Annotated in this window: 23 protein-coding genes; 14 read left to right on the forward strand and 9 right to left on the reverse strand. The window is 62.0% G+C overall.

Annotated features, from left to right (window positions below):
• Positions 1-266: 266 nt before the first annotated feature.
• Positions 267-773: a XopA/Hpa1 family type III secretion system protein gene (gene xopA, locus J5I97_RS13280; protein ID WP_238135529.1), complete on the forward strand. Its 507-nt coding sequence runs from the start codon at positions 267-269 to the stop codon at positions 771-773.
• Positions 774-886: 113 nt separating this feature from the next.
• On the opposite strand, the gene sctC is transcribed toward xopA, so the two are convergent.
• The 9 genes from sctC to J5I97_RS13325 form a co-directional block, all read right to left on the reverse strand.
• Positions 887-2707: a type III secretion system outer membrane ring subunit SctC gene (gene sctC / locus J5I97_RS13285; RefSeq protein ID WP_208587005.1), complete on the reverse strand. Its 1821-nt coding sequence runs from the start codon at positions 2705-2707 to the stop codon at positions 887-889.
• A gap of 180 nt (positions 2708-2887) precedes the next feature.
• A complete protein-coding gene (gene sctT, locus J5I97_RS13290) occupies positions 2888-3718 on the reverse strand; it encodes a type III secretion system export apparatus subunit SctT (RefSeq protein WP_208587006.1) in 831 nt (276 codons plus the stop codon).
• A complete protein-coding gene (locus J5I97_RS13295) occupies positions 3715-4224 on the reverse strand; it encodes a type III secretion protein HrpB7 (protein ID WP_208587008.1) in 510 nt (169 codons plus the stop codon). The genes sctT and J5I97_RS13295 overlap by 4 nt, the downstream gene beginning before the upstream one ends.
• Positions 4217-5545: a type III secretion system ATPase SctN gene (gene sctN, locus J5I97_RS13300; protein ID WP_208587010.1), complete on the reverse strand. Its 1329-nt coding sequence runs from the start codon at positions 5543-5545 to the stop codon at positions 4217-4219. Before sctN ends, J5I97_RS13295 begins: the two co-directional genes overlap by 8 nt.
• Positions 5535-6236 carry a type III secretion system stator protein SctL gene (sctL, locus tag J5I97_RS13305; RefSeq protein WP_208587012.1) on the reverse strand — a complete coding sequence of 234 codons (702 nt, stop codon included), beginning with the start codon at positions 6234-6236 and terminating at the stop codon, positions 5535-5537. The genes sctN and sctL overlap by 11 nt, the downstream gene beginning before the upstream one ends.
• Complete coding sequence (locus J5I97_RS13310) at positions 6221-6850, reverse strand: type III secretion protein HrpB4 (protein WP_208587014.1); 630 nt, start codon at positions 6848-6850, stop codon at positions 6221-6223. Before J5I97_RS13310 ends, sctL begins: the two co-directional genes overlap by 16 nt.
• 9 nt (positions 6851-6859) lie before the next feature.
• Entirely contained in the window at positions 6860-7624 is a 765-nt protein-coding gene (gene sctJ / locus J5I97_RS13315) for a type III secretion system inner membrane ring lipoprotein SctJ (RefSeq protein ID WP_208587016.1), read from the reverse strand.
• Position 7625: 1 nt separating this feature from the next.
• Positions 7626-8018, reverse strand: a complete 393-nt coding sequence (locus J5I97_RS13320; protein ID WP_208587018.1) for a type III secretion protein HrpB2 — start codon at positions 8016-8018, stop codon at positions 7626-7628.
• Between the two features lie 37 nt (positions 8019-8055).
• On the reverse strand, positions 8056-8511 hold the full coding sequence (locus J5I97_RS13325) for an HrpB1 family type III secretion system apparatus protein (protein WP_208587020.1): 456 nt from the start codon (positions 8509-8511) through the stop codon (positions 8056-8058).
• A gap of 217 nt (positions 8512-8728) precedes the next feature.
• On the opposite strand from J5I97_RS13325, the gene sctU reads away from it, so the two are divergent.
• From sctU to xopZ, 13 genes are all read left to right on the forward strand, one after another.
• Positions 8729-9802: a type III secretion system export apparatus subunit SctU gene (gene sctU / locus J5I97_RS13330; RefSeq protein WP_208587022.1), complete on the forward strand. Its 1074-nt coding sequence runs from the start codon at positions 8729-8731 to the stop codon at positions 9800-9802.
• An 8-nt stretch (positions 9803-9810) separates the two neighbouring features.
• Positions 9811-11733, forward strand: coding sequence for an FHIPEP family type III secretion protein (locus J5I97_RS13335; protein ID WP_208587023.1), 1923 nt, complete (start codon positions 9811-9813; stop codon positions 11731-11733).
• On the forward strand, positions 11733-12365 hold the full coding sequence (gene sctP / locus J5I97_RS13340; protein ID WP_208587026.1) for a type III secretion system protein SctP: 633 nt from the start codon (positions 11733-11735) through the stop codon (positions 12363-12365). Before J5I97_RS13335 ends, sctP begins: the two co-directional genes overlap by 1 nt.
• Positions 12366-12407: 42 nt before the next feature.
• Positions 12408-13421: a type III secretion system cytoplasmic ring protein SctQ gene (gene sctQ / locus J5I97_RS13345; protein ID WP_371885796.1), complete on the forward strand. Its 1014-nt coding sequence runs from the start codon at positions 12408-12410 to the stop codon at positions 13419-13421.
• Positions 13408-14052: a type III secretion system export apparatus subunit SctR gene (sctR, locus tag J5I97_RS13350; protein WP_208587028.1), complete on the forward strand. Its 645-nt coding sequence runs from the start codon at positions 13408-13410 to the stop codon at positions 14050-14052. Before sctQ ends, sctR begins: the two co-directional genes overlap by 14 nt.
• Before the next feature lie 4 nt (positions 14053-14056).
• Positions 14057-14317 carry a type III secretion system export apparatus subunit SctS gene (sctS, locus tag J5I97_RS13355; RefSeq protein ID WP_002802878.1) on the forward strand — a complete coding sequence of 87 codons (261 nt, stop codon included), beginning with the start codon at positions 14057-14059 and terminating at the stop codon, positions 14315-14317.
• Positions 14314-15123 carry a 4-hydroxyphenylacetate catabolism regulator HpaA gene (locus J5I97_RS13360; RefSeq protein WP_208587030.1) on the forward strand — a complete coding sequence of 270 codons (810 nt, stop codon included), beginning with the start codon at positions 14314-14316 and terminating at the stop codon, positions 15121-15123. Before sctS ends, J5I97_RS13360 begins: the two co-directional genes overlap by 4 nt.
• Entirely contained in the window at positions 15120-16061 is a 942-nt protein-coding gene (gene hrpD5, locus J5I97_RS13365) for an HrpD5 family protein (RefSeq protein WP_208587032.1), read from the forward strand. Before J5I97_RS13360 ends, hrpD5 begins: the two co-directional genes overlap by 4 nt.
• 22 nt (positions 16062-16083) lie before the next feature.
• Entirely contained in the window at positions 16084-16326 is a 243-nt protein-coding gene (gene hrpD6 / locus J5I97_RS13370; RefSeq protein ID WP_208587034.1) for an HrpD6 family protein, read from the forward strand.
• Positions 16327-16398: 72 nt separating this feature from the next.
• Complete coding sequence (locus tag J5I97_RS13375) at positions 16399-16668, forward strand: hypothetical protein (protein ID WP_208587035.1); 270 nt, start codon at positions 16399-16401, stop codon at positions 16666-16668.
• An 86-nt stretch (positions 16669-16754) separates the two neighbouring features.
• Positions 16755-17225, forward strand: coding sequence for a CesT family type III secretion system chaperone (locus J5I97_RS13380; protein WP_208587039.1), 471 nt, complete (start codon positions 16755-16757; stop codon positions 17223-17225).
• 149 nt (positions 17226-17374) lie between these two features.
• Entirely contained in the window at positions 17375-18469 is a 1095-nt protein-coding gene (locus J5I97_RS13385) for a pectate lyase (RefSeq protein ID WP_208587041.1), read from the forward strand.
• A 255-nt stretch (positions 18470-18724) separates the two neighbouring features.
• Positions 18725-22678 carry a XopZ family type III secretion system effector gene (gene xopZ / locus J5I97_RS13390; protein ID WP_208587043.1) on the forward strand — a complete coding sequence of 1318 codons (3954 nt, stop codon included), beginning with the start codon at positions 18725-18727 and terminating at the stop codon, positions 22676-22678.
• Positions 22679-22746 lie beyond the last annotated feature (68 nt).

Below are 22746 nucleotides of genomic sequence, written 5' to 3' on the forward strand. Positions count from 1 at the left end.
GCGCATCGGTAGCTATCATATCTGTTACCTAATCGTTATTGATTCAGCAAGGTTAAGCGGCGTGGCACGCAGCACCTGATCATCCAACGCCCGCTCGATTGCCAAACTATAACCGTGCTGTTTACACGCGTGGATCAAGGCGAACGAAACGCCTACGACGCAAACGAAATCATGGGGCGCGTCGCTGCAACACCACGATTTTTGCAGGGTCCCAGGCATTTCTCGCAATCAAGTTCGCAAGTAAAAGCGTGCTTTCGCATCCTGGCATGCGCACCGGCGTTGTCTCTTCTACTTTGCAGTCGGGGGCGGCAAAGCGCCCCCGCTCCGATTTTGCCGATGCAGCTTACCGGCAATCCGATATTTATTCATTTCAACTACATGAGACGGGAATCACCATGGACTCATCTATCGGAAATAAATTTTCGAGTGTCAGCAACTTTCAGACGAATGGCATCGGGCCGCAGCAACACGACACCGCCAATCAGAACCCTTCTTCGGCTGGCTCCGAGCAGCAACTGGATCAGTTGCTCGCCATGTTAATCATGATGCTAATGCAGCAGAGCCAGGGCAGCGAGCAGGGCAATGAAACGAGTCAGGGCTCTGGAGGCAACGGAGGACAGCAGGGCAGCCAGGCTATGTCGCCGTTGACGCAGCTGCTGATGGGGATTATTACTCAGCTGATGCAGGGTCAAAACGGCGCCGGTAGCGCGGGCAACGGTAGTTTTGGCAGCAGTTTCAATTCCAACCTGTCTACCGTCACCGGCCAAGCTTGATCGACCGAAGCATTCAGGCTGCCGCCACCTGCGGCAGCTTGAATGTTTTAGAGCGGCTAACAAGTCGTTTTGTTAGCCGCTCTTACAGAGTTGTTTTGCGCCCGTAGCTTTGCTCAGGGCGAGACGATATGCGGCGTCAGCAAGAACAACCGCTGCAACCGCGACCCGCTCTTCTGGCGATGCTTAAACAGGTTGCCGACCAGAGGAATCTTGGAGAGGCCGGGAACCTTGTTCAAATCCGTCTGATCGGTATCGGAAGCATAACCGGCAATCAGCAGACTCTGGCCTTCGTTGACGAACGCCTGCGTGGTAATTTCGCTGGAAGTGATGACGGGAATACCGTCGACTGTATCGGTGCCCAACTGCCCGTCTTCGATACGCACATCCAGCCGCATCTGTCCGTTTGGAGACCCCGGCACCACACTCGGCAATACGCGTAGCGACACGCCTGCAGACAGGTTGTAGAGGTCTGCGGACGCATAACCGCTGACACGCACGAATGCCTGTTGCTTGTGATCCATCACCGCTTCCACGTTGTCCAGCGTCGCAACCTGCGGGGTGGACACGATCTTGGCCTTATTGGTCTGCTCGAGCGCCGACACACGTGTCATCAGGTAACGTCCAGCGTCTCCCAGAACAGCCGTCAACGTACCTCCCAACGGAGCGGTGGCACCTGCAGCAGCCGCACCGCTCAGCACGCCGTCATAGCCCAGCTGATTGCCACGCCCGTCGCCGGTCTGCACATCCACACGCCGGCTGTGGAAACGCCAGTCGACGCCGAGATCCTGCATAGCGCCATCGCGGATCTCGATGATGGTCGCATCAATCTGCAGCAGCTTGGGGCGGTTGTCGAGCTGCTGGATCAAACTGGTGTAGGCGGCCATCCGCTCCGGGCGGTCGCGAATGAGGATGGCGTTGGTGCGGGGGTCGGCTTCGATCACCGGCGCGTCGGACGCCAGCTCGCCGCCGCTGCCTGCGTCCACCGTCAGCGGCGCATCGCGGTGGGCCTGGCTCATCTCCGGCCACACGCTGGCCGGCGCATTGGTGCCACTGCCCGGCAAGGGCGGACTGACCGGAGCCCGATCCGACGGCGCTCCACCGCCGAACCACGACGCAGGCAACCCAAGGATGCCGCTGCTGCCGCCACCGCCACTCAGGCCTTGAGCAGCGTTGCCGAAGGTATTGGACGAGCCACCGCCGACCGGTTGGACTCGCCCGAAATTAGCGCCCGGCCCTGGCAGCGCCGCAGTTGACGCGCCACGCACGCCGTAAATGCCACGCAACAAGCTGGCCATGCCCGGGATCTGGATGTCCTGCCCACCGATGCGGGTGGTGTGGTCGGCCGCCTGCGCATAATGCAGCTGAAACACCTGCACTTCGGTAGCGTCGCGTTGGCGCGCGCCCTGCTCGACCTGCTTGGCGATCGCTGTAACGGTATCCACATAGCCCGGCGGGCCGGACACCACCGCCACGTGCGCAGCCTCGTCGTAGCGGATCGGAAAGCGCGGATCTTCCAGCCGCATGCGCGCAAGCGCATCGCGCAACGCACTCGTCGATGCGGCGCCTAAACTTAAGGTCGCATTTTTGGACTCGTTCGCGCCCCAAATTCTGAGCACGGCACCGTCGTAGTACCAGACGAAGCCGAATGTTCCAGATAGATCGTCAAGAAATCTCTGCGGCGTGGCCTCAAACTTGCCGCTGAGCGTGCCAGTCACCTCCGGTGAAATCCAGGTGGTGATGGATTGGCTGGCGGACAGATCGCGCAGCACTTCCTTGAGATCCTTGTGGTCGGCAACGTATTTGAAGGTGCGCGAGTGCCACGGCACCGGCGCGGCATTGGCGTGCGACGGCATCATCTGCAGCAGGCTAAGCAGCAAGGCAGCGCCTAACGGCGCGCGTCGATGGCGGTGAACTGGAGGACAGGCGTATGCCATTGCATTCCCTCTGCGAGGCAGTGAAAGAAAATAGATAGATAGACCGGCACCTGGAATGCAGGGGCCGGCCGGGGATTGCGCGCCGGATGGTGCCGAGCTGCGGACCACAGCGTTAGGCAGCACATCGGAGCTCATGCGATCAGTGTAGGCACCGCAAGGCTGGTCATGTCTCAACAAAGATCAATGCGATGCGCCTCCCTTGCCGCCGGCGTTTGCGGCATCGTACAACTGCTGCTGGAAGTGGAGGAAGCTGAGTGCTTCACCGGACTGTGCAATAAAAACACTGGTGAGCAAGGTAAGCAGCAGCAGCGCCAGCACCCCACGGATCGGTTGACTCAGATTCGAGGGTTCCAACTTCTCGGCTGCGCGTGCCACAAAGCCGATGGCCAAGTCCACCAGCACCAGCACCAACATCACTGGTGCGGACAGTTTGACGATTGCAGCCATCATGCCGTCGGTCTGCTGGACGACGAAGGACTCGGCGATCGCTCCCATGTCCGGGGCGGGCTGGCTAAGCGGCCACCAACGAAACGATTCGAACAGCGCGCCAAGCAACATCAGCATGCCGCCCAGCGCATAGAAGGTCACGATCGCCAACTGCGTCAACACTGTGGAGACTGGCGTGCTCTGCTCACCGCTCAGCGGATTGGTCATCTGGACATTGTTGTAACCGGCCACATCGTCGATCAGCAGGCCTACGCTTTCGGCAACCCAGAACACCGTCGATGCGGCAAACCCGATTAGCAGGCCGATAAAGGCTTCCTTGAACACCACACCGACCAAGCCGGTTGCTTCGATCCTGGCCAGTGCATCGGCCGGTTGTCCATACGCGATGAACGAACTCAGCACATAAATCACCCCATTGCGCGCCATTCCTGAAAGACTGTCCTGCGCCGTTGCCGGCAGCACGGAGAACATCACGAAGACGCGCACCCCGCATAGCGCCAGCAGTGTCAGCAGCGACACGCCTTGCGATGAAAGCGCTAGCAGGGCCGTGGCGGTGTCGTTCATTGCCCCATTCCGCGCGCAGCACGGTGCAAGCGCCGCGAGACCAACGCTTCGATCGCGTCTTCTTCCTCCGCCGCTTCGCGTTGTGCTTGCCAGGCACGGCGCGCACTGGCTGCTTTTTCTGCATACACATCCGCCTGCGCCTGCAACTTGCTCAATTTTTGTTGCACAGATGCGGCCTCATCGCGTGCGCTCTGCAACGACTGCCCGGCCATCGCTAGCGCTTGCTCCGCAGCACGGCAGCGCTCGTCCAGCACCGCGCGAAAGCCTTGGTGCTGCAAGATCGCGTCGATGCCGATCGGATCACCCACGCCGGCCTTGTCGACTAGCGCAGCGTCAAACGCGGCCAGACGCGTGGTACAGGCGTCGGCCTCTTGACTGCAACTGGCGAGCTCGCGGTCGCACTGCTCCACCGCACGCTTACATTCGCCCAAACGGTCCTGCAAACGCTGGCAGCGCCGCGTCTTCAATTGCTGCAAGGTCGTCCATGTGCTGGCACGCTCAAGCATCGTCGATCACGCAGGCTAGCTGTTCCAAAGTGGTGTCATAGTCGCTGAGCTGATCGGTGGACTGGCTGAGGAAGTCGCGAATCGCATCGATCCTGGCGATCGCCTCGTCGGCGACCGCATCGCTGCCCTCGCGGTATTCACCGACCTGCAGCAAAGTCTCCACCTCATTATGCTTGGCCAGCAAACGCCGCAGCTGGCCGGCATACTCGCGTTGCTGGGGAGACACGATCTGGCTCATCACCCGGCTCAGGCTTCCCAACACGTCGATTGCGGGGTACTGGTTTTTGGCAGCGATCTCGCGCGAAAGAATCAGATGCCCATCCAGGATACCGCGCACTTCTTCGGCGATCGGATCGCTGCCGGTGTCGTCTTCGGCCAGCACGGTGTAAAACGCGGTGATCGAGCCCGTCTCGCCCATCCCGGCACGTTCCAGCAGCCGTGGCAACTCGGCAAACACCGACGGCGGAAAGCCGCGACGTGTGGGTGGCTCGCCGGCGGCCAGACCGATCTCGCGCTGTGCGCGGGCAAAGCGCGTCAGCGAGTCCATCATCAGCAGAACGCGCATACCCTTGTCGCGAAAATACTCGGCGATGGCGGTGCCGACATAGGCGGCCTTGGCGCGTTCAATGGATGAGCGATCCGAAGTCGCGCACACCACCACACTGCGCGCCAGACCGTCTTCGCCAAGAATCATCTCGATGAACTCGCGCACTTCGCGCCCGCGCTCGCCGATCAGTACGATCACGTTGACGTCGCACTGCGTGCCGCGCGCGAACATCCCCATCAAGGTACTCTTGCCGACGCCGGCTGCGGCGAAGATGCCCATACGCTGGCCTTCGCCCAGCGTCATCAAGCCGTCGACGATGCGCACGCCGGTCGGCATGGGCTGTTCGATCAGCCGGCGACGCATCGGATCGGGCGCCTGCGCCTGGATCTGTACCCAGCCGTCGCAGGCGACAGGACCCTGCCCGTCCGCCGGCTCGCCCAGACCATCGAGCACGCGTCCCAGCAGCTCAGATCCGACCGGCACGGCCAACGGCCGCCCCAGTCCGACCACGCGCGTCTCGCGCGACAACCCGAGCAGCTCGCCGAACGGCGCCAGCAAGGCTAGATTGCGACTGAAGCCCACCACCTCGGCTCGCTGCAACAGCGTGCCATCGCGCTGGCGCAACTCGCACACCTCGCCAAGACTGACCTGTACACCGGCGACCTTGAGCATGGTGCCGATCACTTCGACGACCTTGCCGTAACGACGCCCGAAGGCGAGCGTGGCCAATTCGCGCTCGAGCGTGGTCTCCAGCCGCGGCATCTCAGAAAGCATCCGGCACCGCCTGCGGCATGGTCAGGACGCGGCGAATGACTCGCCGGATGCTACGCAGCTGATCGCGCAGATCGGCCTCGAACACGCCGGTATCCCATTCGCACACGCAGGCGCCCAAGACCAGACTGGCGTCGCCACACAGTTCCACCGGCATGGCCCAGCCCGCTTCCGCCGCCGCTGCATCGAAGGCGCGCCGGGCGTCGTCCACCGCCTCGGGATGCACGCTCACCCGCAAGGCTTTCGCCTCGTCCAGGGCGCCGTCCAGGGCTTGTGCAGCGCGCGCGTACAGCGCAGCGGGATCATGCCCGTGGACGACCTGTTCGCAAGCGCGCGCCACGATCTCGGCCAAGCGCTCGCGTGCGCGCTTCGCGGCGGCATCGGTTGCGAAGGCATGGCGCACGCCGCGCTCGTTCCATTCATCGAGCTGACGACGCAGCCCGGCTGCATAGCCCAAGCGTGCGCTGCGCTCCGCCTTGCCCTGAGCGGTTTTGAGGATCGCCTCGGCCTGCTGTTGCGCGTCGTCGAGCATGGCCCGTGCACGCGCCTGGGCATCCGTCAGCGTCTGCGCGCAACGCGCCTGCACCTCCACAGCTGCTGCATCCAGTGCCAGCACAGAGGCAAGTGCCTCGCGTGGGATGACGTCGCAGTCCAGGCCAACTGCTTCAGGTGTGGACCTCAGCCAAACGCGCATGACAGCTCCGGCAACAGATTGGGAAGCGCATGCAGGAAGGCATCGCTTGCGCCATCTGCAGCGATAGGCGCCACTCGGGCAGCGCCCAACGGCAAACACAGCGCCACCACCTTGGCGACGCAGGGGTCGGGCCAGGCACCATCGGCCGCCAATCGACGCCAGCCATCGCCGATCCATGCCGCCTGACTTGCATCCCGCGGCAACAGAGGCTCTGTCATGCCGGTGACTGCACGATGGCGCAAATACTCAAGCACCGCCGGCCCCACCCGCTGCTCGAACCAGTCCAGACGCTCGCGCTCGATGCAGCGGCGCATCGCAAGTGAGCGCGAAAACAGCGCGCGGCTCATCAGCACCTTGGCGAACAATTCGGGCGCCAGCACGACCAGTCGGTTGGCCAGCGAATCGAACGCAGACAACTTCATGCTAGACCATCCCGACCAGACCTGAATCACACGCAAACGACGCTGCGCAGACGCCTGTTCCCAGCCCATCGATGCGACCGGGCCAAGCCAATGTGCCACCCGGTCGGCATCTAGCGATTGCGCCAAGGCAGCCACGGTCGCCGTCCATCGTTGAATCCACATCGCTGCGTTGTCGATCCGTGCGTTATCCATCCGACGATCTCACTCAGCATTTTTTCTGGTCAACTCGCGCAGTCGGTGCCAGCCGCCCCAGCGGCGCGCATCGGCCGTCGGCCACCAATACAGCGCTGCCGCACCAACCGCTACGCACAGCGCCAGCACGCATCCGGCCAGCCACGGCCACGCCCAGGCGCGCGGAGGGGCCGATGCAGATAATTGCGCATCGCTCTCCACACCGCCTGGCACCAGCGTGACACTGACATTTTCATAGGTCAGCCCTTCCACGCTGTGCATCACCAGCGTCTTGATGCTGGGCACCAAGCTGGTCAGATCGCTGCCGACGCGAAACTTGATGAACACCGCAGCGCTGGAAGGTTTGACCGATGTCGCTAGCGGGTCGTTGTTGGGAAGCACGATCTCCACATCGGCGGCGATCACTCCATCGATATTCGACAAGGTATGCGATAGCTGCTGCGACACGCCATAGATGAACCGCACGCGTTCTTCGGTGGGTGTGGAGATCAGGCCGTCCTTCTTGAACATCTCGCCGAGATTGGCGTGGCGCTCACGTGGCATGCCATGGGCGCGCAGCACGTCCAACGAATAAGAAATCTGATCGTGCGGCGCGTTGATCGCCCAGGTTTTGCCGTCGTCGGGGGTGACCTTTTCCGCATCCACACCGGCATGCAACAGGACAGCCAGCATATCGTCCGCGTCGTTCTCGGTCAGTCCCGAATACAGCTGCTGACCGCAGGCCGACAGCAGCATTGCAAGCACCAGCACCAGAAGAAACCTGAGTCTTCGCATGCTATTGGTTCTTGAACAGCGTCTGCACGGCACTCTTGCCCGACTGCGCCACACCAACACTGACATTGAGGTTGAAACCGACCATGGTCATCTCGTTCATCAACTTCATTTGTTGCGACACCATTTCCTGCATCCCCATGGTCGGCGCCTGCATGCTGAATGCATCGATATGCTCGGTCATGGTGCGCACCCCATTGTCCTGCACGTCGACCAGCCGACTCACCATGCTCGGTTCTCCCACACGCTGCATGGTAGGAGGCAGCGGGCTGGACGACTGCATCAGCGCCTGGAAACGGTTGACCAGCGCTTGGTTAGGCGCTGCCATCGGCGACACCGCCTGCGTTGAAAGACTAGTACTGGCAGTGATCGGTGGGACAGGAGGAACGAGCGTCATGACATGCTCCGCAGGCTGGGTGGGGTCTGGCTCTGGCTCAGGCGCGCAGATACTGTGCGTTGGGAACTTCCATCGGCGCGGCGGATTCTACCGCCGATTCGACCTGTCCGGGTGTCGGGGTATAGCGTCCTGACAGCGCCTTGACCAGACTAACCGCGTCGGCGTCGGCGTCCTCTTCGATCACACTCTCTACAACGCCGTGCCACGACGGGTCGCCCAGCGCAAACAAACAACACGCATACAAGGCCTTGCACAAAGGCTTGGAGCTCGCATCGCCTTCAAGTTCACGCAACAAGCGCGCTCCCTCCAGATAACTGCCGCGCTTGATCGCAATCCAGGCATCAAAAGTATTCAGCGCCTTCAGATCTGGCCGCAGCACCCGCACTGCGGCCAGCACCGCTGCGCCCTCTTCGAGTTTTTCGTGCGTAAGCGCTACCGTGATCAGCTCGATCAGCCCATTCACAACTTCACCAGGGCACTCAATCTTTTCCATACCGCACCTCTCGTCATTCAATGGCTGTGGACAGCACGCATGCATAACGCTACGCGTCCACGCAAACGAGAACCTTTCAGAAGCGAATACCCTAACGCCATCGCGAACAAACGCATCCGCCTTCGCACACCCACGCACAGATTCGCCTTGGAGGCAGATCGTCTGGCGGCAGGTCAGCCACACTCGAAAGCGCAGTAACAGCGGCCGGAGATCGTCAATGTCGGATGAGAAGACCGAGCAACCGACCGAAAAAAAACTGGAGGATGCGCGCAAGGATGGGGAAATGGCAATCAGCCCGGACGTCACTGCCGCTGCGGTGCTGCTGGCCACACTTTTGGTAATGAAACTGGCGGGCAGCTACTTAGTCGAGCACTTGCGTGCACTGATGTCGATCGGTTTCGATATCAATACCAATACGCGCGATGCCACCGCCTTGAACCGCGCACTCGGCCGAATCGGCATCCAGGGACTGTGGCTGACGCTGCCCTTCGTAGCCGCCTGCCTGGTAGCCGGATTGATCGGAACGTTCCTACAGACCGGGCTGAATGCCTCTCTCAAACCGGTCACGCCCAAGTTCGATTCGCTCAATCCCGTGAACGGCGTCAAGAAGCTTTTTTCGTTAAGAAGTTTGATCGACCTGCTCAAACTGGGCGTCAAGGCTGTCCTGATCGGCGTGGTGCTGTGGTACGGCATTCGCGCGCTGATGCCGATGATCATAGGCCTTGCCTATGAGCCGACGCCTGACATCGCCCAGATCGGCTGGCGTACGCTGGGCACGCTGTGTGCCCTGGCAGTGCTGGTGTTTGTACTGGTCGGCGCAGCAGATTGGAGTCTCCAGTACTGGCTGTTCATTCGCGAAAAACGCATGAGCAAAGACGAGCAGAAGCGCGAACACAAGGAAAGCGAAGGCGATCCGGACGTGAAGGAAAAGCGCAAGGAGTTCGGCAAAGAACTGGTCTTCGGCGACCCGCGCGAGCGCGTCGCCAAGGCCAAGGTCATGGTGGTCAACCCGACCCATTACGCGGTCGCACTCGCTTACGAGCCGGACGACTTCGGCTTGCCGCAGGTGGTCGCCAAGGGCGTGGACGACGGTGCGTTGGAGCTGCGTGCATTTGCCCACAATCATGGCATTCCGATCATTGCGAATCCGCCGCTGGCGCGTGCACTGCATCAGGTCGATCTGGGCGACGCTATCCCCGAATCGCTGTTCGAAACGGTTGCGGTGGTGTTGCGCTGGGTCGATGAACTGGGCCGGGACAACAACGAGGGCAGCGGTCCGCTGCCCTGCTAGGAGATGGCATGCGATTGACACGGTATTTCGCGTACAGCGGTGAAGTGGCTATCGCCGCCTTGGTGGTGGCCGTCATCGGCTTGATGATCCTGCCGCTGCCTACACCGCTCATCGATACGCTGCTGGGCATCAACATCACCCTGAGTGTGGTGCTGCTGATGGTCACGATGTATGTACCCGACTCGATCTCGCTGTCGTCATTTCCCTCGTTGCTGCTGTTCACCACGCTGCTGCGGCTGTCGTTGAATATCGCATCGACAAAATCGATCCTGCTACATGCCGAGGCCGGGCACATCATCGAGAGCTTCGGCGAGCTGGTGGTAGGCGGCAATCTGGTGGTGGGCTTGGTGGTGTTTCTGATCATCACCACCGTTCAGTTCATCGTGATCGCCAAGGGCTCCGAGCGCGTTGCCGAAGTCGGTGCGCGCTTCACTCTGGATGCGATGCCCGGCAAGCAGATGAGTATCGACGCCGACCTGCGCGGCGGCAATCTGACCGCAGATGAAGCACGCCGCAAACGTGCGCGGCTGGCCATTGAAAGTCAGCTGCACGGCGGCATGGATGGCGCAATGAAATTCGTCAAGGGCGATGCGATCGCCGGCTTGGTGATCACCATGGTGAACATCCTGGCCGGCATTGTGGTGGGTGTGACCTACCACGGCATGAGCGCAGGCGAGGCCGCCAACCGCTTCGCGATTCTATCAGTGGGCGATGCGATGGTGTCGCAGATCGCCTCGCTGCTGATCTCGGTGGCGGCCGGCGTCATGATCACCCGCGTCGCCAACGAGAACGAAACCAAGATCAGCTCGCTCGGGCTCGACATCGGCCGGCAGCTCACCAGCAATGCCCGCGCCTTGTTGGCAGCCAGCGTGCTACTAGCCTGCTTTGCGTTCGTGCCAGGGTTTCCCGCGCTGCTGTTCCTGCTGTTGGCGGCAGCAGTGGGCGCAGGCGGCTATGCGATCTGGCGCAAGCAACGCGACATCAGCGGGACCGATCAGCCCACGCTGCCATCGACAAGCCGCAAAGGCGCGAAGGGCGATGCGCCGCATATCCGCAAGAGCGCGCCGGATTTCGCCTCGCCCTTGTCGATACGCCTGTCACCGCAACTGGCTGCACGACTCGACCCGGTATTGCTTGATCAGGCGATAGAGAGCGAGCGCCAGCAGTTGGTCGAACTGTTGGGCCTGCCGTTTCCTGGCATCGCAATATGGCAGAGCGAGGCCCTGCAGGGCATGCAATACGAAGTCCTGATCCACGACGTCCCGGAAACCCGCAGCGAGTTGAGCGATACAGCCGACATGCAAAAAGCACTGGCCCAACAGGCCATCGCGCCACTGCGTGCACGCGCGCATCTGTTCGTTGGCATTCAGGAGACGCAGTGGATGCTGGAACAGGTAGGCGCGGATTATCCAGGACTGGTTGCAGAGGTAAACAAGGCCATGCCGGCCCAGCGTATCGCCGATGTATTGCGGCGGCTGCTGGAAGAACGTATCCCGGTGCGCAACATCAAAAGCATCCTGGAGAGCCTAGTGGTGTGGGGGCCGAAGGAAAAGGATCTGCTGATGCTGACCGAGTATGTCCGCTGCGATCTCAGTCGCTATCTTGCGCACACCGCGACCGCAGGCACAGGACGGCTGCCTGCGGTGATGCTGGACCACGCAGTGGAGCAGTTGATTCGTCAGTCGATTCGCGCAACCCCGGCCGGCAATTTCCTGGCATTGCCACCGGAGCAGGCCAATCAGCTCGTCGAGCAGGTGGAACGCATCGTCGAAGATCAGGCACGGCATCCACTGGCAGTGGTCGCATCGATGGACGTGCGTCGTTATGTGCGCCGCATGATTGAGGCGAGACTGGACTGGCTGGAGGTCTATTCGTTTCAGGAATTGGGCGCAGATGTCCAGCTGCAGCCGATTGGCAGAGTGGTCGCCTGATGAGTAAGCCGCCCGTCCGCCACGTGCGCATCCTGCCAGGCGCCGGCACACCACAGCCACACGCGCCAGCAACACCGGTGCGCCTGAAGCAACGTGCCAGCTTCATGCAACTGCGCCGACGCCTGAGCAGCGCGCAGCTTGCGTTGCCGGATGCGCCGTTGTCTAAAGACTGCGACGACGATTCGTCGGTGCCCGAAGCACCGGACGCCGTCAGCGACGGGCACGGCCCTGCGCCACTGCCAAGTGCACTATCCTGTCTCGATGACGGCAATCGCCGACAGATCGCCCGAGGCGACGACAGCGATGCGCTGGGCCGACAGATCGCCACCGAGTGGATCCGCACCCAACGCGCGCAGATGGCCATCGGCCACATCGCGCTGCGAGTGGCCGAGTTTTGCAACGCCACGCCGGTGCGCGGTGCAGGCATGTGGGAGGCATGGCTGGACATCAACCACGACATCCTTGAGCAGACCACGCTGTTCTTGCGGCTTTCGCCAGACCACCTATCGCTTCGCTTCAACAGCAGCTCGCCCGACGCGCGCAAGGTACTTTGTGATGGAAAGCAACGTTTGGATGCCGCACTGAAGGCCGCGCTCAGCGACACGCTCCAGGTCAGCATCGAGGTCGTCTAGTGCCGCAAATACGGCAGAACAGCCACAACGAGGTACCCCGTCTTGTCAACCGAGCCGAGCCTAGCTGCACCGGCACGCGACCTTTCGCAGGCCCTGCGCCACGTGCCTGCCGCGCGCGCGCAGCTCGGCAGGTTGCTCTGCGATCCGCGTACCGCACGCCGCTGTGGTTTCACCTCGCAACTCCGCAGCATCGAGGCTACGGGCGCGGCGTTCCTGAAGCTGCAATTCGATAGCGGCCACCTGGATCTGCGGATCGCCGCACGCGACGGCTTGGCGCTGCTGTTGAACGAAGCCGACGACGCGCTGCGCGTCTCGATTGCCGGGATGCTGCTGAGCGATTACCTGAACGCTTTCGCACCGCTCGGACTGGGCGATGCCGAGGTCCTCGCCTTCGAGCGCTGTGCGGACAAAGTCCAATCCCTTGGCATCGGCATCACGCTGGGCGACATCGACGCGATCGCAGAGACCGCCAGCCCGGCCTTGCTTGCCGCACTGCAGACGGCTAACGCCGAGCTAGCGGCGCCATCGCCACTACCTGCCTGGTTGGCCGCACTCCGGGTGAAAACCCGCCTACGCATTGGCAAGCGCACTGCATCGGCTGAGCTGCTGCAATCGCTGCGGCCGGGCGATGTATTGCTGCACGGCATTGCCTCAGCTCCCGTGCGCAGCGGCCAACTACTCTGGGGCATGCCGGGAGGCGCGATGTTGCGCGCTCCGGTACGCCTGAACCTGCGACAGATGATCCTGGAGACCACCCCCACCATGCATCACGATACGTCAGAGCACTCAGAGCACGACGCCTCGCCGTCCACCACCGATGTGGCAGCATTGGAACTGCCTGTGCAACTGGAAGTGGACCAGCTTGCGCTGACGCTCTCGGTCCTGTCGGGTTTACAGCCCGGCCAGATCCTCGAGCTGTCGGTCCCGGTGGATCAGGCGGACATCCGCCTGGTCGTCTATGGCCAGACAATCGGGATCGGCAGGCTGCTGGCAGTGGGCGAGCATCTTGGGGTGCAGATCCTGAGCATGTCGGAGAACCCGAATGCAGATGCCTGATGTCGGCTCGCTGCTGCTGGTGGTCCTCATGCTGGGGTTGCTGCCCTTCGCTGCCATGGTGGTCACCTCTTACACCAAGATCGTGGTCGTGCTCGGCTTGCTGCGCAATGCCATCGGTGTGCAGCAAGTGCCGCCGAACATGGTGCTCAACGGCGTTGCGTTGCTGGTGTCGTGCTTTGTGATGGCGCCGGTAGGCATGGAGGCTTTCAAGGCTGCACAGAATTACAGCGCCGGTGCCGACAACAGCCGCGTGGTGGTGCTGCTCGACGCTTGTCGCGAGCCGTTTCGGCAGTTCCTGCTAAAGCACACCCGAGAGCGCGAAAAAGCCTTTTTCATCCGCTCTGCGCAGCAGATCTGGCCGAAGGACAAAGCCGACACGCTCAAGCCGGACGATCTTCTCGTGCTGGCCCCGGCATTCACGCTCAGCGAGCTGACCGAGGCGTTCAGGATCGGATTTCTGCTTTATCTGGTTTTCATCGTGATAGATCTGGTGGTAGCCAATGCGTTGATGGCGATGGGTCTTTCGCAGGTGACGCCAACCAATGTGGCTATTCCGTTCAAACTGCTGTTGTTCGTGGCGCTGGATGGCTGGTCCATGCTGATCCACGGCCTGGTTTTGAGCTATCGGTGACGCCATGGACCATGACGATTTAGTGCGATTCACCTCCGAAGCCTTGTTGCTATGCCTCAAGGTGTCGTTGCCGGTGGTTGGCGTCGCCGCGCTGGCCGGGCTGTTGATTGCCTTCATCCAGGCAGTAATGTCGCTGCAGGATGCGTCGATTTCGTTCGCGCTTAAGCTGGTGGTGGTGGTGGCCGCCATTGCGGTCACCGCGCCTTGGGGCGCCTCGGCAATCATGCAGTTTGGTCAGGCGCTGATGCAGGCGGCCTTTCCATGATTCGCCGGATTTCGCGCGGCGGTGTGCCGACGTCGGTTCCGACCGCGCACGCCTCATCGAACAACCACGCCGACGCGCCGCATGCTGGCGTGCAGCAGCTCGCAGACACGGCACAGCATGCACCGCGTCTGCGCCCCGCTCCGCCACGGCGGCGGCGACGCGGCATGCGGGCGCTGGATGGCCTGGACGACGAGCTCGACACCACCGAACTGCAAGAAGCCGAGGCGGCCCGCGTGTCGGCACTGCGCGGCCGTGTCAAAATCGCAGTCGATCAGTCACAGGGTCATAGTCAGGACAATCAGCACGGGGATAGCGGAAACTCGCATGCAGGCGATCCGCAGGCGAGGAAGTGGCCAATCGCCGCACCGGTGCAATTGGACGACAGCGTACGTGCGAGCGTCGAAGGAGTCCTCAACCGCTACGCGGCGACGCGTGCCGCCGACCAGACCGCCACGCGACATGCCTTTGCCGTTGCGCTTGTCGAGTTGCGTGCAATCGGCATCGCCCATCCGGCCGCTGCTTCGCTGACCGCCCTGACCTGGAGGTTGATGCGCGACCACCTGCGGTCGGGAAGCGCGCCCGCATCTGCCGAAACCTTGAACGCGTTACGGGAGCGTCTAGTGAATCTGGTGCCGCCGCAACCGGATGCGTCGCCAGCGCTGCGCAGTTTCCATTTGCTGCTGCCGTTGGTGCTACTCAACGCGGAAAAACCGCGCAAACGTCTTGATCGCGCACGTGCCGTCAAGCGTTTGAACACACTACTGATTGAACACCAAGATGGAACCGCTCAGGGGATTCGCGCATGACCATGCAACTTCGCATACTGACGGGTATACATGCTGGGGCACGATTAGATTTGCAGCCAGGGAGCTACGAGCTGGGCACCGATCCGAAAGTCGATATTCGGATCGAAGACTGGCCTGGTTGCTCGCTCATCATCGAGGTGGATGCAGATGGTCAAGTCCGTTATCACAGCGACGCGTTGCCAACGACACCTTTTGTTGCGCTGCATCCAGTGCGCTTTGGTTCGTTGGTGCTGTGCCTTGGAGACTCTGCGGCCGATTGGCCAGACGATGTGGAGCTGCTTGAGCGGCTTCTGTCCCCAGCTGCGACGCCGCCCCCCGCACAGCCATGCAAGTCCAAGCGCAAAGCAGTGCGTGCAGTGGTGGGCGCCATGCTAGCGCTATCCGTCGCCGCGCTGCTGCCCTCCATGCTACCGGCTTTTCTTTCCAATGCTGCTCCGGCTCGAAGCCAGGACAACCAGATCAATCAGGTCAGATCCGTGCTGAAACAGCTCGGCCTGCGGGAGGCGCGCGTGGAGCAGGTCGGCACGCGTGTGCGGGTCGAGGGTCTGGTAACAAGCAGTGCAGATGCGGCACGCCTGCGTGCGCAACTGCATCGATATCAGCGGGGCGTCACGGTCGATGTGGCGGTGGTGGATGAGGTTCTGGCAACTCTGCGCGACACCTTGGCAGACCGCGATTTGAGCGTTAGCTACGATGGCCAGGGTATCTTTTCCATCGCCGGCAGCAGCGACAACGCAGAGCGTGCAATTCGACGGATCGCCGATTTACGCAGCGATCTAGGCCCCGAAATCCGTAAGCTGCACGTGGATGTCACCCAGCAAGACCCGTCCGTAAAACCGCCTGCAAATTACGACGCCGCACTGCTCGTGGACGGACTGCACTACGTGGAGACACCGGACGGTACCAAGCACCTGACGTCAGGCACTAGCATTAACTGAGTTAATTCATCGAGGATCTGTCATGTTTGAATCCATCACTGAAAGCATCGCCAAAGACATGTGCGCTTTGATGAAGGTCAAGTCCGAGGATGCCAGCGGCGAACGCCTGGCAAAGATCGTCGATGCATTGGATAAAACAAAACAGGAGGTGCAAGTGCAGTGGATGGCTGCGACTGATGCCTCAGATCGCACCAAGCTTGCGACACTGCACGAAGGTTTCAATGCAGCCCATGCGATCGTCTCGCACATCGCAGCAGCTGCCTGACCAAATCCCCCTGCACTTCAAGCAGGGTTTCCTGCGCCATCGGCGCTTTTTCAGAAACGTAGGAGTAGAAAAATGAGCGGTCTAGAAGGTATTAGCAGAGGCACATCAATTCAGGGTTTGGTTACCGGTGGTTTTAAAGACAGTATCGATAGTGGAATAAGCGGCGTGACTCAGGCTCGCCAGCAAAATCAATTCCAAAGTGATCTTAGCGGCACGGTCTCCCAGCAGATTCAGAACAACAACTTCATCACTGAAGAGATGAACAAGTTGAACCTTAACATGGCTTACAACCAGGTCGCCAAGAAGATGGGCGAAAATGCGAAGAGCCTGACACAGGGGTAAACTAACGTAGTAGTTCATTACCAACATAGACCCGTCCAGACGGACGGGTCTATGCTACTGACGGCGCTACTGACGGCGGTCCGGCCATGGCTTCGGCACGATTTGAAATCCTGGCGGCGGAACTATGCGATGTGCTTGGCCTGCCGGATGTGCAGGAGTTGCTCAAGCGCCGCACGATCGAGATAGACGGATTCGAGGTCTATCTGCACATGCCAGAGCCACAACCCGAAGACGAAGCGCAAGAAGAAGCACTGTACTTACGCATCTCCTACGGTCTGGCACCTGCAGGACGGACCTTGACAGTATTCCGGCTGTTGCTGGAGGCCAATCTTTCGGTCTACGCGCAAGATCAGGCGCAGCTCGGATTGAACGATGCAGGCGTGATCGTTCTTATCGTGCGCGTTCCGCTGGACGACGACGTGGATGGGGCATGGATCTGCGATCTACTCAGCCACTACGCCGAGCATGGCCGTTACTGGAACAACAATATCTTTATTGCACACGACGAAATGTTTGAAGGAATCGCGACAGGAAATTACTTATGGCTACGCGCGTGAGGCGATTTGGTTGGTGCGTCACTCCGATGGCGTCAGCGCGCCGAAGCCTTTCGCGTTCGCTGCGTAGCACCACATCGCCACGGGCTGCAGCGAAGTTCCCCATCGGCAGAACTTCGCCTGCAATTCATCTTGCATAGGGACACTCGCCAATGAATCTTGCCATATCCTCCAATAGCACTGCGAGCTTGCAGCCGTATTCATCCTCCCCCTCTCAGCAACAGGCCTTGAGCACGCTGATCATGAGTATGTTGACGTTCTGCATACAACGCATGGTCAGCGACATGATGCAGGCAACGAATCAATCGTCCAATGGCTTTAAGTCACCCAACGAAACCAGTCAGTCGCCGTCGACTCCTCAATCGTACCAGCCGTATTCCACCAACCCTGGCGGGCAATATGGCAGTGGCAGTGGCAGTGGCAGTGGCAGTGGCAATGGTGGCAGCAGCTACTCGGGAACCGGCAACGGATCATCGACCACCAAACAGACTTATCCGACAACGAACTCGCAGACCAGCGGTAATCACGTGACGCCAAGCTCAACCGGCACGCAGGCGCCACTTCCTGCCGGCAAGGTCGTCACAGCGCCACCTGGCATCCAGAACAAGCCAATCGTGGTCCATAAGGGCGAAGTTTTCGATGGCAAGGGTCAAACGTACATCGGTGGCCCCGGCTTGGGCGACGGCTCCCAGAACGAGCACCAGCAGCCGCTGTTCGTCGTCGAGGACGGAGGCAGCCTCTGCAACGTCCACATGAACGGCAGCGGCGATGGTGTGCATTTCATTGGCAGCGGCAAGATGGTCAACTGCGTCAACGAGGATGTCAGCGAAGATGCCGTCACCATCGATGGGGCGGGCAACCGCGCGCACGATGCCGGAATTGCCGGTTGCGGTGAGACCGTCAACGGCCGCCCCAAGGTCGAGATCATCAATTGCACGTTCAACAACGCCTCGGACAAGGTGGTGCAGGACAACGGGTCTGCCGACGTGGTGATGTCGGGTGACACCGTCAACGGCGCCGGAAAGGTTTTCCGTACCAACGGTGGACACGGCGATATCGACTCGAGCCTTGAGATCGAAAACTGCAAGTTCAATCAAGTCAAGGAATCGGTGTTCCGCACCGACGCTCTCAACGCGACGGTGAAGATGTCAAACCTGACCACCGACGCCCCCAAAGAGGTGATTGCTCCCAGCGCGTCCCAGGCTATCGGTGCGACACGCATCGGCTATAAGCCCTACACCGGCTGATCGCACCCTGCGCAGGCGCTAAGTCCTGATCGCGCCCGGCAGATGCGATGCATTGCTGCATCGCATCTGCCGGGCGTGAGCGTTCAATGGCGTTACTTATTACCACACACCGACGCATCGGTATGCGGTGCATCGCGCACTGCGTCAGCGGTGCGCCAACAGTTCTGCTGTGTGGACCCGGGTACTCGCGCTGTTCGGCTTTATGGCAGCGGCGAGCACAGCCGGATGTAGACAGCCACACACGAAATATCGACCTTGACCCGCATTCGCCCCTCCACCTTGACATTCGGGCTGCCTGGTAACAGCCAAGGCAAGGCGCATGCGGGCACGCCGTCGCCGCACAAGCAGGCCCATCACCGGTTGCATCAATTGGATGGGCCTGCGGCCGAGTCCGAAGCGCGCGCTGCAGAATTGGATGTGGCTGCACAGGTGCACCGTTACACCGCGCCTGCCGCCGAAGCCGTACAGAACGCGCCTCAGCAGCGCAAGCCGAGCAAGCTGCGCGGCGTACGCAAGTCGTTGCAACGGCTCGCCCAGTTCGCCGGCACGGCGGTCGGCATCACCCGGCAGGCCACCCCCGACCATACGCGCTTGCTGCGATACCAGGGCACGCCTGCGCAGAGCGCTCCGGTCGCTCAAGCAGAGCCCGGCGACTGGCACACACTCGCTCCGTTGCAGACAGCGACATTCTGCACCTCGCAAAAGGTAAGCGATGCCAAGATCGCCGTGCGCAAAGCGGCAGCGCTGGAACATTTGGTGCTGCTGCATATCGATCGTCTGGAACAAAACGCAGGCCTACACGCCAAGCGCGCACCGCGCATGGCCGACCGTGCCAACGAAACCCGCAAAAGCCAGCAGGTGGTGGCCACCTGGAAGACGCTGCTGCGCAAACACATCGACAGCTGCAGCGCGCGCCTGGCGCGCACCGAGCACCAGTTGCAGCAGCAACTGGACCAACTGACGGCCATGCCCGCACCTGTTGCCACTGATCGCCGACCGCGCTTGCGTGACTTGCTCAAGCACGAAGCCGAGCTGGATCGCATCCGTGCGATGCACGAGCACGCTCGCCACTTGTCCGCCTTACGCGACAAACAACAGGCGTTCCTGCAGAGTCTGGAGGTGCGCGCCGCCAGCCTCGACACCACCCTGGAGCAGGCGCTGCAGTCTGCACACATCGTGGCTGGCGACTTGTTCGAGACCGCTGCGCACGCCGACGAGTTGCGCGCCCTGCTTCCGGGACTATCGAGTCTTAAGCAATCGCTGGAGCACGCGCTTGGCACCGCAACTGCGGAAGATCAGCGCGCCAGCAAGTCGCTCAAGGCGGCGTCGGATGCGCTGATTGCCGCGCAGATCGAACAGACCGCACACAGTGCCACCGATGTCGCTGGTGCGAACGCATTGCGCAAGCGCTTGTCGACGTGGGCGGGCGGGCTCTCCACCACGCGTTTCGCAGAGCAGGCGGTGCCTGCAGCAGGGGTCGTGGCCATCGCGCTTGGCTCGCTGCGCTCGGCAGTGACCGATGTCCTCGGCGACAACCGCGATGACGCGCCGGCACTGTTGCTTGCCACCTTCAACCATGTCCACCACAGCACATGGAGCGCGCTGATCCCGACCGATCCGGAACAGCCCGGTGACCAGCCGGACGCGGCGACGGGTGAGCACCCCGGTATTCCCCGCGCGGCGATCGAGGCGGCGACGACGCGCTGGCTGGAGACCCTGGCGCGCGTTCCGCGCGGTCGCCAGGTGCTTGGCCAGCTGGTCCGGGCACAGCACGAGCGTGCCGCCGATCCGAGCCGCCAGGACATTGCCCGCATTGCGTTGCGGGCCGACTCACTGCTGCGCTCCACACCTATGGACGATACCGCCACGCGGAGCTGGTTGAGCGATGCGCGGCGCGCGGCGGGCAGTGCCCTGCACGCGGCTGACCCGGCGCACGCGTTACAGACCTGCGGCATCGACGAGCGGGCGGCCTACCATGCGCTGCGCAACGGCTACGAGTCGCGTGCTCCCGATTCGGCATATGCGCGCGCAAACGCGCACCTGCAAGCATTCGGCGAGGCGGTGCGTAGTGCCACGTGCGCCCCCCCTGAGAGCGCTCATGCGGCCGCTCCCAATCCGCTGCATGCCTTGTCGGCGGGGCTGGAGGTCGCATCGGCCACCGCACTGCCGACACCGCGTCGACGTGCCAATCTGGCAATGGAACATGCCTGCGCTACGTTGATCGGCTACCTGGGCGCCTTGCAGGCGGCCCGACCGCAAGGCTATTTTCCATCGCAGGTAGAGTTGAACTGGCAGGCCGCTGCCGAGCTGTTGCAGTGGGTCGATGAGGACGTTGACCGCAACCGCGTGGTCCTCGATACCGACACCCTGACACGCATCGCTGAACGCGCCGCAGCGCTGCACGGCCACCATCATGCACACGCATCCCAAACACCGGGCAGCGCGGTGGTGCAGGCAGCGCCACCGGAGGCATTGCAGCGTTCCTGGGAGCAGCTGCAGACCGGTCGCTGCACCGCGCCAGCGGCGTTCGATCTGCTGCGCACACACCTGCATGCCGAACAGGCAAAACAGGCAAAACATTCGCAACAGAGCGATGACCCGCCACAGGCGGTGTTGTGGCTTGCACATGCGGATGACTGCTTGGCGGGTTTCGACGCGGCAGTCGACAAGACCTCGCAGTTGTTGAAGCAGACCAGTGCCGGTGCCCTCACCCACCCCGAGGCATTGTTGGATCTGCTGCGCGACATGCTGTCGCACCTGGAGTGGCGCGACCGTTGGCGGATGACCTGCCAACGGACCCGGGGCGCCAATCTGGCACCGCTTTCGGCGGCAGCTGCGATCGCGGGGTCCTCATTCGGCATGGGTGCGCGATTGATCGCCGCCGTGCAGTGCAATCGCGATGCCTCGCTGGAGTTCTACATGGGGCGTACCGGCCTGTATCTGCAGATCGGTCGCCAATCCGCGACACAGCGCCAGCTCGGTGCGGGCCTGACCGTTGGCTACGGCATCGATGTAGGCAATAAACATACAGTACCCAGCGTGTCGGCCGCTGCGGACTGGCGCTATCGGCGCGAGGTCGGCGTGGAAGACGGCCTGCAGATCCGTGTTCCCCGGCTGAGCAAAGGCCGCGAGCCGGAGCTGCTGCAAGCGTTTTTAAGCATGCTGGAGCATCTGGTGCGACGCGCAACGCCCGATCGTTCCGGAGAGCCGCCCGGCGCGGACTGGATGCATGCATTGTTGGCCCAGCATCCTGAAGCCAGTGTCGGCCTGATCGACCAGGCGGCACGCGTGAGCCAGGGAACCGAATGCAGCGTGAGCGTCAGCGCTGGCCTGCGCGCAGGCCAAGCGCGCGGCCACCGGGCGGGCGTCTCGCTCGGTCTCGGCGTCAAATCACGCCAAGACCTCAGCTGGACGTCGACGACCGTGGCCGGCTATATGACCTCGCACTACTGCGACGCCACTGCTGCCCGCCGGGTGGAAGCAACCGCACGCCTGACGGCCAGCGTGCAACTTGCGCTTGCGCGACATCAACATGAGGGCGCATCGGTGACGCCTGCCGCCAGCACCACCGTCTCGGCACTCGAGGCCGGCTATGCGGCCGAAGTGAACCCAGACGTGGCCACCGCGTTCTGCACCCTGTTCCAGTTCGGTGGCGAAATCGATCCGGCCCGAAGCGACCGCGCAACCGACTTCGCGCAGTTTGCGGCGTTCGACCGCCTAGTACGCGCCCAGTGGGAGCGCTGGGTCGACTTCGGCTTGATCAGGATGGGCAAGGACGTCGACCAGGCGTTGCAGCCTGTCCTGGCAGAACTGCAACTGGAGCATTTCATGCAGCAAGCCAAGCGCTTCGCCGATGGCAACAGGCTGGCCGCGCTGTTCGCCGACGAGGTGATGCGTAGCGAAGTTGCGCCGGTGCTGGACGTGCATCGGGCGCTTGCAATGGTCGCGCAGGACACTGGGGACCAGGCATGTGCACTCGCCGAGCGTACTGCCTTCGACGCTTTGCTGCAGCAGCCGGCAGTGTGGGAGCCGACGTTGCTGCTGGTGCGCGAGAAAGCGAAACTGACCGAAGAACGTGGCGTGGACTTCATCATCAAACGCCAACGCAACCGCATTGCCGAGGCCATGCGCACCGTCGGTCAATGGCCGTCGTACGAAGCGGTGCCGCGCGCCGCACCGGACCGCTCCACGCCCACCGCACGCACGTGAGCCGCGGGCCAGGCTGGCACCGGGGCGGACGTTGAACGACAGACGCCGCCTGCTGCTGCGTCTGTCGT

Source organism: Xanthomonas fragariae (genome assembly GCF_017603965.1).
Taxonomy (GTDB): Bacteria; Pseudomonadota; Gammaproteobacteria; order Xanthomonadales; family Xanthomonadaceae; genus Xanthomonas; species Xanthomonas fragariae_A.

Excerpts from the sequence above, each read along its gene's own strand:
- sctL (WP_208587012.1), bottom strand. The coding sequence starts at position 6,236 with ATGCGCGTTTGGCTGAGGTCCACACCTGAAGCAGTTGGCCTGGACTGC.
- sctC (WP_208587005.1), bottom strand. The coding sequence starts at position 2,707 with ATGGCATACGCCTGTCCTCCAGTTCACCGCCATCGACGCGCGCCGTTA.
- J5I97_RS13335 (WP_208587023.1), top strand. The coding sequence starts at position 9,811 with ATGCGATTGACACGGTATTTCGCGTACAGCGGTGAAGTGGCTATCGCC.
- sctP (WP_208587026.1), top strand. The coding sequence starts at position 11,733 with ATGAGTAAGCCGCCCGTCCGCCACGTGCGCATCCTGCCAGGCGCCGGC.
- J5I97_RS13375 (WP_208587035.1), top strand. The coding sequence starts at position 16,399 with ATGAGCGGTCTAGAAGGTATTAGCAGAGGCACATCAATTCAGGGTTTG.
- sctN (WP_208587010.1), bottom strand. The coding sequence starts at position 5,545 with ATGCTTTCTGAGATGCCGCGGCTGGAGACCACGCTCGAGCGCGAATTG.
- sctT (WP_208587006.1), bottom strand. The coding sequence starts at position 3,718 with ATGAACGACACCGCCACGGCCCTGCTAGCGCTTTCATCGCAAGGCGTG.
- xopA (WP_238135529.1), top strand. The coding sequence starts at position 267 with ATGCGCACCGGCGTTGTCTCTTCTACTTTGCAGTCGGGGGCGGCAAAG.
- hrpD6 (WP_208587034.1), top strand. The coding sequence starts at position 16,084 with ATGTTTGAATCCATCACTGAAAGCATCGCCAAAGACATGTGCGCTTTG.
- sctR (WP_208587028.1), top strand. The coding sequence starts at position 13,408 with ATGCAGATGCCTGATGTCGGCTCGCTGCTGCTGGTGGTCCTCATGCTG.
- hrpD5 (WP_208587032.1), top strand. The coding sequence starts at position 15,120 with ATGACCATGCAACTTCGCATACTGACGGGTATACATGCTGGGGCACGA.
- J5I97_RS13380 (WP_208587039.1), top strand. The coding sequence starts at position 16,755 with ATGGCTTCGGCACGATTTGAAATCCTGGCGGCGGAACTATGCGATGTG.
- J5I97_RS13360 (WP_208587030.1), top strand. The coding sequence starts at position 14,314 with ATGATTCGCCGGATTTCGCGCGGCGGTGTGCCGACGTCGGTTCCGACC.
- sctS (WP_002802878.1), top strand. The coding sequence starts at position 14,057 with ATGGACCATGACGATTTAGTGCGATTCACCTCCGAAGCCTTGTTGCTA.
- J5I97_RS13310 (WP_208587014.1), bottom strand. The coding sequence starts at position 6,850 with ATGGATAACGCACGGATCGACAACGCAGCGATGTGGATTCAACGATGG.
- J5I97_RS13295 (WP_208587008.1), bottom strand. The coding sequence starts at position 4,224 with ATGCTTGAGCGTGCCAGCACATGGACGACCTTGCAGCAATTGAAGACG.
- J5I97_RS13385 (WP_208587041.1), top strand. The coding sequence starts at position 17,375 with ATGAATCTTGCCATATCCTCCAATAGCACTGCGAGCTTGCAGCCGTAT.
- sctU (WP_208587022.1), top strand. The coding sequence starts at position 8,729 with ATGTCGGATGAGAAGACCGAGCAACCGACCGAAAAAAAACTGGAGGAT.
- J5I97_RS13320 (WP_208587018.1), bottom strand. The coding sequence starts at position 8,018 with ATGACGCTCGTTCCTCCTGTCCCACCGATCACTGCCAGTACTAGTCTT.
- sctJ (WP_208587016.1), bottom strand. The coding sequence starts at position 7,624 with ATGCGAAGACTCAGGTTTCTTCTGGTGCTGGTGCTTGCAATGCTGCTG.
- J5I97_RS13325 (WP_208587020.1), bottom strand. The coding sequence starts at position 8,511 with ATGGAAAAGATTGAGTGCCCTGGTGAAGTTGTGAATGGGCTGATCGAG.